The 12,908-nt window shown below is 63.3% G+C and carries 12 protein-coding genes and 1 pseudogene; 7 read left to right on the plus strand and 6 right to left on the minus strand.

Features of this window, described 5'->3' with window-relative positions; all coding sequences use genetic code 11:
* Window position 1: 1 nt before the first annotated feature.
* Together BC1002_RS28920 and BC1002_RS28925 are read left to right on the plus strand one after the other, a co-directional pair.
* The gene (locus tag BC1002_RS28920; RefSeq protein ID WP_013093522.1) at window positions 2–1,228 is read left to right on the plus strand and encodes an acyl-CoA dehydrogenase family protein; all 1,227 of its coding nucleotides are present in this window, start codon (window positions 2–4) and stop codon (window positions 1,226–1,228) included.
* Complete coding sequence (locus BC1002_RS28925; RefSeq protein ID WP_013093523.1) at window positions 1,225–2,313, plus strand: LLM class flavin-dependent oxidoreductase; 1,089 nt, start codon at window positions 1,225–1,227, stop codon at window positions 2,311–2,313. Before BC1002_RS28920 ends, BC1002_RS28925 begins: the two co-directional genes overlap by 4 nt.
* 63 nt (window positions 2,314–2,376) lie before the next feature.
* Here the strand turns inward: BC1002_RS28925 and BC1002_RS28930 are convergent, their stop codons facing one another.
* The 4 genes from BC1002_RS28930 to BC1002_RS28945 are packed head-to-tail and all read right to left on the minus strand — an operon-like array spanning window position 2,377 to window position 6,374.
* Entirely contained in the window at window positions 2,377–3,411 is a 1,035-nt protein-coding gene (locus BC1002_RS28930) for an ABC transporter substrate-binding protein (protein WP_013093524.1), read from the minus strand.
* A gap of 54 nt (window positions 3,412–3,465) precedes the next feature.
* Entirely contained in the window at window positions 3,466–4,302 is an 837-nt protein-coding gene (locus BC1002_RS28935; RefSeq protein ID WP_013093525.1) for an ABC transporter ATP-binding protein, read from the minus strand.
* Window positions 4,296–5,339: an ABC transporter permease gene (locus tag BC1002_RS28940; protein WP_013093526.1), complete on the minus strand. Its 1,044-nt coding sequence runs from the start codon at window positions 5,337–5,339 to the stop codon at window positions 4,296–4,298. Before BC1002_RS28940 ends, BC1002_RS28935 begins: the two co-directional genes overlap by 7 nt.
* A 21-nt stretch (window positions 5,340–5,360) precedes the next feature.
* Entirely contained in the window at window positions 5,361–6,374 is a 1,014-nt protein-coding gene (locus tag BC1002_RS28945) for an ABC transporter substrate-binding protein (protein WP_013093527.1), read from the minus strand.
* A gap of 189 nt (window positions 6,375–6,563) precedes the next feature.
* Here BC1002_RS28945 and BC1002_RS38545 point away from each other — a divergent pair, with 189 nt between their 5' ends.
* The gene (locus BC1002_RS38545) at window positions 6,564–6,704 is read left to right on the plus strand and encodes a hypothetical protein (protein WP_238538067.1); all 141 of its coding nucleotides are present in this window, start codon (window positions 6,564–6,566) and stop codon (window positions 6,702–6,704) included.
* 555 nt (window positions 6,705–7,259) lie between these two features.
* Entirely contained in the window at window positions 7,260–7,856 is a 597-nt protein-coding gene (locus BC1002_RS28950; RefSeq protein ID WP_013093528.1) for a nitroreductase family protein, read from the plus strand.
* Between the two features lie 87 nt (window positions 7,857–7,943).
* Here the strand turns inward: BC1002_RS28950 and BC1002_RS38030 are convergent.
* Both BC1002_RS38030 and BC1002_RS28955 read right to left on the minus strand, forming a co-directional pair.
* A pseudogene (locus BC1002_RS38030) lies at window positions 7,944–8,063 on the minus strand (TauD/TfdA family dioxygenase); the annotation flags it as partial.
* Between the two features lie 81 nt (window positions 8,064–8,144).
* On the minus strand, window positions 8,145–8,678 hold the full coding sequence (locus BC1002_RS28955) for an OsmC family protein (protein ID WP_013093529.1): 534 nt from the start codon (window positions 8,676–8,678) through the stop codon (window positions 8,145–8,147).
* A 585-nt stretch (window positions 8,679–9,263) separates the two neighbouring features.
* Here BC1002_RS28955 and BC1002_RS28960 point away from each other — a divergent pair.
* Genes BC1002_RS28960 through BC1002_RS28970 form a run of 3 tightly spaced genes read left to right on the plus strand, consistent with a single transcriptional unit; the run spans window position 9,264 to window position 12,868 of the window.
* Window positions 9,264–10,505 (plus strand): SfnB family sulfur acquisition oxidoreductase, encoded by a 1,242-nt coding sequence (locus tag BC1002_RS28960; RefSeq protein ID WP_013093531.1) that lies wholly within the window; start codon window positions 9,264–9,266, stop codon window positions 10,503–10,505.
* A 60-nt stretch (window positions 10,506–10,565) separates the two neighbouring features.
* Window positions 10,566–11,774: an LLM class flavin-dependent oxidoreductase gene (locus BC1002_RS28965; RefSeq protein ID WP_193373068.1), complete on the plus strand. Its 1,209-nt coding sequence runs from the start codon at window positions 10,566–10,568 to the stop codon at window positions 11,772–11,774.
* Window positions 11,775–11,806: 32 nt separating this feature from the next.
* Window positions 11,807–12,868: an ABC transporter substrate-binding protein gene (locus tag BC1002_RS28970; protein ID WP_013093533.1), complete on the plus strand. Its 1,062-nt coding sequence runs from the start codon at window positions 11,807–11,809 to the stop codon at window positions 12,866–12,868.
* Window positions 12,869–12,908: the final 40 nt, after the last annotated feature.

Consider the following 12,908-nt stretch of genomic DNA (forward strand, 5'->3'; position numbering starts at 1 on the left):
CATGACCAGCCGTCAACCCGAAGGCGCGCTTGCCGATGTGGAGCGCGACGCCGATGCGCTTCAGGCACTCGCCGATCTCGACAGTCCGCAAGCCGATGCGTGGCTCGCCGCGCTGACAGCCGAATTCGGCGCAGGCGCCGCCGCGCTCGACGCCGGCCCAATCTTCCCGCACGAGAACCTCGCCCGTCTGCGTCGCGCGGGTCTGCTTTCGCTGACCGTGCCGCGTGCGCTCGGCGGACGCGAGGCCACACTTGCACAAGCGCTCAAGGTGATTCGCGCGGTAGCGCGCGGCGAACCTTCGACGGCGCTGATTCTTGTGATGCAATGCCTCTATCATCTGCGTCTGCAGGCCAATCCGAACTGGCCGGCAGCGCTGAAAGAACGCATTGCGCGCGATGCCGTCGAACGCGGCGCGCTGATCAACTCGTTGCGCGTCGAGCCCGAACTCGGCTCGCCGTCGCGTGGCGGCCTGCCCGCCACGGTTGGCCGCAGCGAAGGCAATCACTGGATACTGAGCGGCCGCAAGCTGTATTCGACGGGCAGTCCCGGTCTGACCTGGTTCGCCGTGTGGGGACGCACGGACGAAGCGGCACCGCGAGTCGGCACGTGGCTCGTTCATCGCGACACGCCCGGCATCCGTTTTGGCGAGCCGTGGAATCATCTCGGCATGCGTGCGACGGGCAGCCATGAAGTGATCTTCGATAACGTACGCGTACCGTTCGACCAGGCCGTCGATCTTCAACCGCCCGGCCCGACCAACGGCATGGACCCGCTGACGAGCCTGTGGATGAACGTGTTGCTGCCATCGATCTACGACGGCATCGCACGCGCCGCGCGCGACTGGTTCGTGCAGTGGGCGGCGCAACGCGTGCCTTCGGGACTGAACGCCCCGCTATCGACGCTCGACAGTTTTCAGCAGACGGTGGGGCGCATCGATGCGCTGCTGTTCAACAACCGCGTCCTGCTCGATGCAGGCGCAGCCGGCCAGATCGGTACGGTCGAAGCGCCGACCATCAAGTATCTCGTCAGCCAGCACGCTATCGATGCCGTCGAACTCGCACTCGAAGCGAGCAGCAATCCTGGCCTCAGTCGCAACAACGCACTGGAGCGCCACTACCGCGACGTGCTGTGCGCGCGCATTCACACACCGCAGAACGACACCGTGCTCGGCAATCTGGGCCGCGCCGCATTCACCACCACTTCACCCACGAGGAGTGAACCCAGATGAGCGTCGAATTCATCGGCTATGTGAGCCATCAGGAATCGAGCGAGATTCATTTGCCGAAAGGACCTGCGGTCAATCCGCCGTACATTGCCGCCGTGGCGCAAGCGCATGAATATGGCGGCTTCGACCGTGTGCTGATTGCACATTCGAGCGCGTCGCCCGACGGCTTTCAGATTGCGTCGTTCGTCGCGCAGCAGACGAAGCGCCTGGGCATCCTGCTCGCGCATCGTCCGGGCTTCGTCGCACCGACGCTCGCCGCGCGGCAACTCGCGACACTCGATCACTTCAGCGCGGGACGCGCCGCCGTGCACATCATCTCGGGCGGCGACGACGCGGAGCAGCAGCGCGATGGCGATTATCTGTCGCACGCTGACCGGTATCGGCGCACCGACGAATATCTCGATGTGGTCAAGCGCTCCTGGACCAGCGATCAACCGTTCGATCACGAAGGCGCGTTTTACCGCGTGACGGGCCACAAGTCGCAGATTCGCCCGTTGCAGCGGTCTCATTTGCCGGTGTATTTCGGCGGATCGTCCGAGGCGGCGATCGAGGTCGCGGGCAAGCACGCCGACGTCTACGCGCTGTGGGGCGAGTCGCTCGCGGCCGTCGAAGAGACCATCGCGAAGGTGCGCAAAGCCGCCGCGCGCTATGGCCGCGAACAGCATGTGCGTTTCAGCCTGTCTCTGCGTCCCATCATCGCGCCCACCGAAGACGCCGCATGGGCGCGCGCCGAATCCATTCTCGAGCGCGCGAAAGACATTGTCGCCACGTCGCCGAATTTCACGCGCCGGCCGAAGAACCCGCAGAACGTCGGCTCGCAACGGCTGCTCGCCGAAGCGGATAAGGGCAATGTCGTCGATACGCGGCTGTGGACCGGCATTACCGCGCTCACGCGTGCGGCGGGCAATTCGACGTCGCTGGTCGGCACGCCGCAACAGGTGGCTGACGCGCTGCTCGAATATCACAAGCTCGGCGTATCGACCTTCCTGATTCGCGGCTTCGATCCGCTCGAAGATGCGCTGGCGTATGGCCGGGATCTGTTGCCTGTGGTGCGAGCCGCCGTCGCGCGCGAAACGGCACCCGCTTGATTATCTCTCTCATGCAACCGACGCGCGCCTGCTAACCAGGCGCGCGTCGGCGCTTTTTGCACATCAGGCAAGCACGTCCGAAAACACACGCGCCGCGAAACGGTCCGAATTCGTACCGTTGTTCAACACGCCGACCGATTTCAGATCGTCGGCATAGAGCGCGATTTCCTTCTTGAACGCATCGCCCACCGGATGATGGTGGTCCGTATGGCTCTTGAGCATCTCCGTCAGTTGCTCGACATTCGCGCCCGGCGCGTTCGGCGCGAAGATCGCGGCGGCCTGCGCGGGGTTGTTCGCGGTCCACTCGGTCGCTTCGAGCAAGGCCTGAGTCAGCGCTTGCGCCGTCGCGCGGTCCTTGCGGATCAGCGAGCCGCGCACGCCCAGCACGCAGCACACGCGGTTCGCGTACTCGCCGCACAGGTTGTTCGACACTTCCTGCAAATGGTCGCCTTCGCGCAAGGTCCAGATGGTCGGGTCGCCATCGGCGATCGCCTGCACTTCGCCCTTTTTCAATGCTTCGCCAAGCAGCGGAGCGGGATATTGACGCCAGTGCACATCGTTGTCCGGATCGACGCCGATCTTCTTTAGCGTCACCGCGAAGAAATTCTTCGCGGGGCTCGCCATGTCGCTCACGCCGACCGTGCGTCCCTTAAGCCCCTGAAGATCGACGATACCCGACGCCTTCGTCGCGAGCAGTCTCATGCAGCCGCCGTGAATGCCCGCCGTCAGTTTGACGTCGAAGCCCTGTTCAAGCGGTTTGATCCAGCGCAGCGCCATGCCGACGCCTGCATCCGATTTGCCGGTTGCGATCGCTTCGAGCAACTGGTCGGTCGAGCCTGCGAAGTTGACCAGTTCAACTTGCAAGCCATGCTTGCGGAAAAAGCCCTGTTTCTCGGCGACCGGCACGGGCGCGGTGCAGATCGCCGACGCGTTCCATGAGAGCTTGAGCGGCTTCAGCGCTTCGTCGGCCGATGCGCGCACGCCCGGCAGACCGAATGCCGCGCCGCCGAGCGCAGCCGCGCCGGCAGCCCACGCGGTGTTGCGCAGCCACACGCGGCGCGCGGCGTTCGATGGCTGATTGTCGTCAGTATGGTTCATCGTGTTGCTTCCCTGTGCTTGAGTGGATGGTCTGTGGCCGCGTCTGCGCGCGGGCTACGTTTCGAGGCCCAGCAGCCCCAGTACATCGCGGCGCAACGACACCAGCGCGGGATCGTCGCGATGGCGCGGATACGGCGCGTCGTTGCGAACCTCGGAAACGATGCGCGCCGGCCGTTCGCTCAGCACGATCACGCGGTTCGCGACGTACAGCGCTTCCTCGACGTCGTGTGTGACGAGCAGCACGGAAAACCCTTCCGCCTGCCACAGGCGCACAAGTTCCGCCTGCATGCGGATACGCGTCAGCGAATCGAGCTTGCCGAACGGTTCGTCGAGCACGAGAAGGCGCGGGTTATTGACCAGCGCGCGCGCGAGTGCCGCGCGCTGCGCCATCCCGCCCGACAGTTGATGCGGAAACGCGTTCGCAAACGCCGACAGGCCGACCGTCTGCAGCGCCGCGTCGATACGTTCCGCGGTTTCGCGCTTCGCCTGATCGCCGCGTGTTTTGCGCTGCGCCTGCGGACCGAGCCCGACGTTGTCGCGCACCGTGCGCCACGGAAACAGCGTCGGGTCCTGAAACACGACGACGCGCGACGGATCGGGACCAGCGACCGCTTCGCCGTCTGCATGGATCTCGCCGCGCGCGGGCGCATCGAGGCCCGCGACGAGCCTCAGCAACGTCGATTTGCCGCAGCCGCTAGCGCCGAGCAGCGCGACGAACTCGCCGGGCTCGACCGTGAGGCTGATGTTGTCGAGCACGGGCAGCGCCTCGCCGCGCAGCGTGAATTGATGGCTGACCTCGCGCACATCGACTCGCGTGCCTCGCCGCGCGCGAGCGGACGACGCCTGCCGAAACGACCCGGAAAACGATTGAGACAGAGAAGCGGCTACCATTTGAGCAATCCTTTTTGCCATGTCAGCAGACGGTCGCGCACGCGAAACAGCAACGTGACGAGCCCCGAGCACATCAGCGCCATCACGAGCAGCGCGGCGTACATGTTCGAATAGGCGGCCCAGCCCTGCGCCCATTGCAGATACCAGCCGAGGCCCGCTTTCACGCCCATCATCTCCGCGACGATCAACACCGCGAACGACGCGCCCAGACCCATGAACAGCCCGACGAATACCGAAGGCAACGCAGCCGGAATGGCGACGCGAAGAATCAGGAACGATGGCCGCGCGCCGAGAGTGCGGGCCACGTCGTAATACGCGGAACTCACGCTCGCTACACCGGACCATGTGAGCACGGCGACCGGGAACGCGGCAGCGAGTGCGATCAGGAACACGCTTGCACTGAAGCTCGACGGGAAAAAGAAGAAGGCGAGCGGCAGCCACGCGGTGGCGGGCAACGGACCCACGAGGCGCAGGACCGGATGAAGCCAATACCCCACCGCCTTCGACCAGCCGATGCTGACGCCGATCACGAAGCCCGTCAGGGCCCCGCACACGTAGCCATACGCGAGCAACACGAACGAGTGGCCGACGCTCGACGCGAGTCTCGGCAGATCGTCCGCATAGACGGCGAGCAATGCTTGCGGGGGCGCGAAGAACGGACGCGGCAGCCATTCGAGCTGCGCGGTGACCACTTCCCATGCCGTCAATCCGATAGACAGCGCCAACAGCCAGGGCGTCGCGTTGAGCCACGCCTGCACGCGCAGACGCTTTGCGCTTGCCGCTGGTGTCGAGGCATTCACTCGCCAGCCCGCCACGCCGATACCCGCCGATAACACCGCGAGCAGCAGCTTGAGGATCAGCAGTTCACGCGTGTATGGCCAGTCGTCGAGTGCGGGCCACCAATGCGTGATCGCCGCGCTGCCGAGCCATCCAAGCGCGGCGAGCCCGGACACGATCAGCCTGGGGTCGTGCCGCGCAGTGCTCGCGGCATCGGCGGCAAGATTGGCCCGAGGGAAAGTTTGAGTTTGCGTGGACATGTCGCGCTCCGTCAGTCGAGGTCATGCGCTGGCAAGATGGGTTTCCGAGATCGCGCGCACGTCGATCCGGCGTGACAGGATCGCGTCGCGGTTCGCGCTGTCGGCTACTTTTTGCAGCGCTTCGATGTCCGCGTTGGTGACGAAGTGCTGCTTCAGCGAAGCGCGCTGCGTGATCTGCTTCGCGGCGTCGAGTGGCGAGCGCGTGAGCGTCGCGTAGATCTGCGCATAGGCATCGGGGTTCGCAAGGGCCCAATCGCCGGTGCGTTGATAGCGCTTCAGGACATCGGCAATCGCCGCGCGTTTGCGCGGGTCCGTCAGCGAGTTGCCCGACGCAGTGATGAAGCCGAGGCCGCTGTTGATCCCGCTGCCATCGCGCAGCACCCGGCCGCCGCGCTGCACGGCAATTCCGTAGTACGGGTCGAAGGTTGCCCACACTTCGATCGAACCGGACGCGAAGGCGGCGAACGCGTCGACCGGCAGAATCAAGCGCACGTTGACGTCATCCTTCGATAAACCCGCTTCCGCCAGCGCGCCATAAAGCTGGAACTGCGAAATGCTGCCGCGCGCCGACGAGACGAACACCGTGCGCCCCTTGAGGTCGGCCACGGTGCGAATAGTCGAATTCGGGCTCACCAGAATGCCGAGTTGCGCGCCGGACCCGACGCGGGTCGCCACGATTTTCAACGACGGGTCGCCCACTGCCGCGGCGAGCACTGGCAAGTCGCCCGCAGGCGCGAGATCTACGGCGCCCGCGCGTTGCGCTTCGAACAAGGGCGCGGCGCCCTGGAAGTTAGCCCAGCGGTACGCGTAAGGTGCGCCGTCCAGTACCTTCGATGCTTCGATCAGCGCCCGCGTTCCGCCGGCCTGATCGCCGAGCACCAGCGTTACGCCGTTGCTTGCCGTGCTCGCGTTTGGATTGGCCGCGGACACGCTTTGCCCACGTGCCGCGGCGGCCACTGAGGCGAGCGGCGCTGCAGTGAGCGCACGCAACACGCGTCGCCGCGCGGAAAAAGACGTTGGAACGGAAGGGGTCATAAGTCTTCGCCGAAGATAGTCAACACAGCGTAGCGAGGAAGGACCCACGTGAGAATTATTCGATTTCGATATGTTTATATTTATTCAATATTTATGTTTTGCATGTCAGCAACGCATCAATAGGTAAGCGCGCGGCTCTCGCCATGCGAGAGCCGCGCCCAAGTTGAATCACAATGGAGCCTGCGTCCAGTGGTCAGGCGCATCAGCCGCGATCTGTTTCTTGCGGATCTCGACTCGCACGCGCAACGTCTCGCCGCACATGTTCCCGCTGACTTCGACGAGTCGGCGTATGCGTCGAGTCTCTGGCAGCGCGAGGCGTCCAGCGCGTGATGCGATGCCACGTTCGGGGGAGACGTGGGTTAGTGCGAGCGAGCCCATCAAAGCGGATTGCGACTAAGGTTATGACGACCGGCCATATGCCGCGCAGGGACTCAGGAAAACAGCGCGAGCGCAATTCGATACTGCGTCGTGACCGCGCGTCGCGCGGCGAGGACGGATCGACGAACGTCGCATGGGCGTTCAATCGCGCTGTGTCGTCGCCCGCTGAATTGTAGATGTTCAGCAGGAGCTGCCGCACGGCTTCGAGGAAGCCGGACACGGCCCGCCGATAGAACAATGCGACGTCCAATGACATCGTGCGCTCCCCTGCTCGTGGCATTGATCGAATCCAGTCAGCGCCGCTCGCTTGCGCAAACAAGCATTTGTGCCATGCTTTGTGCCGCAAATGCAATGTCGGCAGGACGACATCGACTCAACGTATTCTCCCGTCATCTGCTTTTCTTATGCGCAAACATTGGTTGGATTTATGTTTGACCCGACTTACCGTCCTGACTCTAGCGGGCGTACACGCATAAGCATCGCCTCTCTCTCCTCAATGGCACAGACATGACCACCTCAAACTCCCGTACCGCCGAGTATCCGATCGACAGGCAATTTCTCGAACGCTGGTCGCCGCGCGCGTTCACGAAGGACACCATTCCAGAATCGACGCTGCTAACCTTTCTCGAAGCGGCCCGCTGGGCGCCCTCCTCGTATAACTCGCAGCCGTGGCGGTTCGTCTATGCGCGCCGCGACACGGAGCACTGGACGCGATTTCTGGGTTTCCTGAACGAGTTCAACCGCGGCTGGGCACAATATGCCGCCGCGATCCTGATCGTGCTGTCGAAGCGCACGTTCACGCCACCGGGGGCCGCAACGGAAGTGCCGCTCGCGTCGCATTCGTTCGATACAGGCGCCGCGTGGGGTTATTTCGCGCTGCAGGCAAGTCTCTCGGGGTGGAAGGCACACGGCCTTGCCGGCATCGAACGCGAGCATATTCGCGCGGAACTGGCGATCCCCGAGGACTATGCGATCGAGGCGGCCGTCGCCATCGGTCGCGCTGGTGACAAAGCTTCGTTGCCTGAAGCCCTGCAAAAGCGCGAGACGCCGAGCCCGCGCAATCCGCTACCGACATTCGTCGCGGAAGGCCGTTTCGCGCTCTGAGTGAGCCGCTTGCGGGGCGCGTCGCCGTCACCGGGCTTCGCGGCGCGCGCGTCGACGAACCGGACCGCCCGACGAGCGACCTGCGACTCAGTTCAGCGCAATGGCTGCGGCCGCTCCCATCGGCGAACCTTCGAGCGACACCGACGGCCTTCCGTCCGGCCCGACCGGTACGTCACCGACGAGCGTCGTGCGATATAACTGACGGTCGGGGGCGCTCACATCAGATTGCAATGAAGTACTGGCTGGCAGCTAAAAACCACCGTTGCACCCACGCGCACCGAACGCTAGCTACGCCGCGCTCACGTGCCGCAATTCACCGACGATCGACTGCGGGTTCTTCAGCAGGTTGTAGATCGGGCAAACCGCCTCCACAGCTTCATGCAGTGCGCGAATCGCTTCGGGTGGTTCCGGCGACACGATATCGAGCGTATAGCGGATGTTGTGCGGAAAGATCGGCACATGCTCGAAACCCGGTTGCTGTGCGAGCGGATGCTGTTCACCGGTCACCTCGACATCGATTGAATCTATCCGCAACTGCCGCTCGGCAGCCTGAATCAGCGTGATATGCGTCAGGCAACTCCCCAGCACACCGAGCTGCAATTCAGGCGATGCTGGTCCGAGGTTGTAGCCGGCGAAATCAGCGGGGCTGTCGCTGATGACCTGAAAGTCGCGGATACGGATTTCGCGTACGCCGCTGCGTCCCAAGGCACGCACATTGGCCTTCAGCTGGTTAGCCTTGACATTCGGGTCGGTGCGCGCCGCTTCGCGTTTGGCGAGCCATGCAATGCGTTTTTGCTGAAGATACTCGTTTAGCGTCGTCATGAATGAATGGATCGATCGTTGAAAGTGCGAGTGGGGATTCGCCGCACAGCATAGCCAGCTGCCGTGGGTCCACGAACGAAGCAATTCTGCTTTGCTTAAATCCATGCGTCGGTTTCGCTGATCTCCCGATAAACGCGCATATAAGAATAGAAATTATTGTTGGTTGTCCAATGAATTTGCTTACCGGTACATTTTTGCTCAGCGCTGCCTAGAGAGTTTCTGCGCTAAAGCGAACTTTGTATGTCAATGCATCGGATATGACTGTAAAAACCGATTTTCTTTCGCCACAGTCACTGAGAACGCATCGTGTCCGCAGGAGCGCCGAGGCTGTGGCAACACCGCCGCCCTGCGGTTGTGGTGGTCAAGGATGACGTCGATGAAGCGTTGCTGCTCGCGGAGCGTGATCGTGCACGTGCTCGCTAGCGGCCGGATCTCATTGGATATTCCTATCATGCTGGGTACCGGTGACGGGCTGGCGGACAGCGTCGTCGTGACCTCGGAAGAAGCGGCACCGCATTTCCCATTTGAAAGCCATCCCGCGTTAAGGCTTAGCCCCGTTCCTGAATGGACTGCCAGGAGTCGTCGATGACCGCCCGCACTTCAGTCGTCGCGTTCGAAGAGAGCGCCCGAGCTACCCCACGCGCATATTCACCGGCGCGCATTCTCAAATCCGACGATGAAGCGCTGCGCACTGCGCGAGCGCTCGCCGAGCGATTCCCGCTCGACGCCTCGCGCCGCGATAGCGAACGCATCCTGCCTTTCGCCGAGCTCGATGCCTGCTCTGGTGCGGGACTGTGGGCCATGACGGTGCCGCGCGAATACGGTGGGGCACAAGTTTCCTACTCGACCGTCGCGCGCGTATTCGCGATCCTCGCGGAAGCCGACCCGTCGATCGCGCAGATCCAGCAGAACCATAACAGCGCGGTATTCTGGATCTGGAAAACCGGCAACGCGCAACAGCGGTCGTTCTTTCTCGGCGAGATTCTGGGCGGTGCTCGCTTTGGCAATGCGAATGTCGACGTCGGGGCACGGCAACCCAGCGGCTGCGCGATGACCATCACACCGGAGCAAGACGGCTTCCGCTTGTCCGGCAACAAACTCTATTCGACCGGCGCGCTATTCGCCGACTATGTGTCGACCATCGGCCAAAACCAGGAAGGGCGTCGCACTGTGGCGGTGGTCCCGGCCGGTCACCCAGGCATGAAGATCATCGACGACTGGCAAAGCTTCGGGCAGAAAACCACGGCAAGCGGAACTGTGATTTTCGACGATGTGTGGGTGCCCGCGCTCAACGTGCTACCGATTCACCAAAGTTATGCGCACTGGCCGCAAAACGCGGTCACACAGATCAGCCATGTCGGCATCGACGCGGGCATTGCGCGCGCCGCGATCGACGCAACGATCGCCTTTATTCGCGAACGCGACGCGGCTTCGTCGTCGAGCGCCATCTCGCCCCTCGGCGCCGATCCCTATGTGATCCATCAGCTTGGCGAATTGACGACGCGTCTGCACGCGGCCGAAGCGATGATGGAACGCGCCGGTCGCGAGATCGATCGCTGTCTCGCCGATATTGGGCCGGATTCGATCGCGGCCGCGTCGATCGCCGTAGCGCAAGCCAAGGCATTGACTACCGAAATCGCGATCGAAGCGAGCAGCAAGCTGTTCGAATTGGCCGGAACCCGCTCGACGCATCCGTCATTCAATCTCGACCGGCACTGGCGCAACGCGCGAGTTCACACCGTGCATGATCCGGTGCGCTGGAAATACGCCGCTGTTGGCAACTTCTATCTCAACGGCGTGCGTCCTTCACCCAACGGTCAGACCTGAAACCCACGTGCGCGCTTCCTTTTACGTCAAACGGCACGGACAATAACTGTGACCCAATCCATTCTCGCCCCTCAGCCGCAAGCGTCGGCGCAATCATCGGACAGCACGCGCGACGCCACTGCCTTCGTACCGGTGCGCTCGCCCGTGGAATTCAACGATAGTCCGGTTGCCCGCGCTCTCGAGCAGCCGTTGCTGCTCGGCCTATTCCTGCCGATTCAGGCAGGTGGCTGGAGCGCCTCGACGTTGCCTCGCACCACCGACTGGAACTTCGACTACAACCTGGCGCTCGTGCAAAAGGCCGAGAGCCTCGGCTTCGATCTGGTGTTCGCGCTGTCCCAGTGGCTGCCGAAGGGCGGCTATGGTGGCGTCTTCAACGGTCAGGCCCTCGACTCGTTCATGTCGCTTGCAGCGATGACCGCGCGCACCGAACGCATCATTCTTGTTGCTACCAGCCACGTGCTTTATGGCCCGTGGCATCCGTTGCACTTCGCGAAGTTCTCCGCGACGCTCGATCACATTTCGAAGGGGCGCTGGGGCATCAATGTCGTGACCGGCCATCGCGCGGTCGAACACGAAATGTTCGGTTGGCAGCGCATCGAACATGACCGCCGCTATGAACTGGCGGGCGAGTTTCTCGACGCGGTGCAACAGCTATGGTCACAACCGGAGAACTTCAGCTTCGTGCCCGAACTGTCGAGCTGGAAGCTCGACAAGGCATTCGTCACCCCAAAGCCGCAATACGGGCGCCCGCTGCTCGTGAATGCGACGGGATCTGACGCAGGGATCGACTTCGCCGCGCGTTACTCGGACGTCGTGTTCATCACCAGCCCAGCTGGCTCAGAAATCGAAGCGGCGCTGGCGGCGTTGCCGGCCCACACGGCGCGCGTGAAGGCGACCGCCGCGAAGTACGGACGCGAAGTCCGCACTCTGATCAACCCGATGGTGATTTGCCGCGAGACCGAAGCCGAAGCACTCGCTTATCGCGACGCGATCGTCGCGCATGGCGACGAAGGCAGCTTCCATCGCTTCGATAGTGACGCCCACGCATGGCGAGGCAACGCCGAGCAGCGAAACCAGGCGGCCGCCCGGGCAGTCGGCGGCAACATCTCGATCGTAGGCGCGCCGCAGCAGATTGCCGAATACATCGTGCGCCTGCATCAGGCGGGTATCGACGGCGTGCAGTTGAGCTTCTTCGACTTCCAGCCGGACCTCGAATTCTTCGGCGCGCGCGTGCTGCCGCTACTACGGGAAGCGGGCCTGCGCCTCTAACTGGCCGCATCTACCAACTCAAAGGTGATTGAATGAGCCGACTCTGGTACACCCGCTGCCCTGCCCCCACTCCGTTCGGCATAACCGTACAGAAAGGCTGGCTCGAACAGGAATTCGCCCCCGACGGCATCGACGTGAAGGCGCTCCAGGACGCCGACGACGCCACCGTGCGGCGCTCGCACTTCACGCACACGCAGCCATGGTCGTTTCGGCAGGGTGGCAATATTCCGGCGCTATGGGCGCGTTCGCAAGGCAGCGATACACGACTGATCGGGCTGAGCTGGGTGGATGAATTCCAGGCGCTGATCACGCTCGACCGGCAACTCGATGCCAGCGCGGAAGCGCTGGCAGGACGCCACTTCGGCTTTCCGCTCAATGCACGCGCAAGCGTGGTCGACTTCCATCGAGCGACTGCCTTGCGCGGATTCACGTCATTGCTCGGCGCGCTTGGCCTGCAACTCGAGGACGTCGATCTGGTCGACCTCCCGCATACGCCGCGCGGCCTCGAAGACGCCAAGCCTGCTGCCGACGCCCCGCTCGCTGACTGGCTGGACGCGCAGCGCTCTCACGAATTCGCCCGCGAAGGCGAAGCACTGCTGCGCGGCGAGGCCGACGTCGTGTTCGTCAAAGGCGCGACCGGGCTCGATATCGCAAACCTGCTGAACGCGAAGATCCTGATCGATATCAGCGCCCAGCCGAATCGGCTGCTGCACGCGAACAATGGTACGCCGCGGCCGTTGACCGTGGACGCGCAACTGCTGCGCGAGCGCCCCGATCTGGTCGAGCGGGTGCTGGCCCGCACGCTCGACACCGGCGACTGGGCGCAACGCCATGCGGGCGACATCGCGCACTACGTGGCGCGCGAAACGCGCAGCGCGGAACATTGGGTCGAGCGAGCCTATCCGGGCGGACTACATCGGCAATTGAGCATCGGACTCGATCCGCAAGCGTTGGCGGCGCTCGCCGACTTCAAGCAGTTCCTGTTCAAGTGGGGATTCATTCCAACGGACTTCGATTTCGACGCATGGGTAGAACCCGCGCCGCTGCGTGCCGCACTCGCGCGCCGTGACGCGACTATGCGCGCCACGGCCTGAGCCCGTTGCGGCTTTCTTCCCTTCTCTCTTCTCGCACAAC

Origin of the sequence: Paraburkholderia atlantica (genome assembly GCF_000092885.1) — a bacterium.
GTDB classification, from domain to species: Bacteria; Pseudomonadota; Gammaproteobacteria; order Burkholderiales; family Burkholderiaceae; genus Paraburkholderia; species Paraburkholderia atlantica.

Excerpts from the sequence above, each read along its gene's own strand:
- BC1002_RS28920 (WP_013093522.1), top strand. The coding sequence starts at position 2 with ATGACCAGCCGTCAACCCGAAGGCGCGCTTGCCGATGTGGAGCGCGAC.
- BC1002_RS28925 (WP_013093523.1), top strand. The coding sequence starts at position 1,225 with ATGAGCGTCGAATTCATCGGCTATGTGAGCCATCAGGAATCGAGCGAG.
- BC1002_RS28930 (WP_013093524.1), bottom strand. The coding sequence starts at position 3,411 with ATGAACCATACTGACGACAATCAGCCATCGAACGCCGCGCGCCGCGTG.
- BC1002_RS28935 (WP_013093525.1), bottom strand. The coding sequence starts at position 4,302 with ATGGTAGCCGCTTCTCTGTCTCAATCGTTTTCCGGGTCGTTTCGGCAG.
- BC1002_RS28940 (WP_013093526.1), bottom strand. The coding sequence starts at position 5,339 with ATGTCCACGCAAACTCAAACTTTCCCTCGGGCCAATCTTGCCGCCGAT.
- BC1002_RS28945 (WP_013093527.1), bottom strand. The coding sequence starts at position 6,374 with ATGACCCCTTCCGTTCCAACGTCTTTTTCCGCGCGGCGACGCGTGTTG.
- BC1002_RS28950 (WP_013093528.1), top strand. The coding sequence starts at position 7,260 with ATGACCACCTCAAACTCCCGTACCGCCGAGTATCCGATCGACAGGCAA.
- BC1002_RS28955 (WP_013093529.1), bottom strand. The coding sequence starts at position 8,678 with ATGACGACGCTAAACGAGTATCTTCAGCAAAAACGCATTGCATGGCTC.
- BC1002_RS28960 (WP_013093531.1), top strand. The coding sequence starts at position 9,264 with ATGACCGCCCGCACTTCAGTCGTCGCGTTCGAAGAGAGCGCCCGAGCT.
- BC1002_RS28970 (WP_013093533.1), top strand. The coding sequence starts at position 11,807 with ATGAGCCGACTCTGGTACACCCGCTGCCCTGCCCCCACTCCGTTCGGC.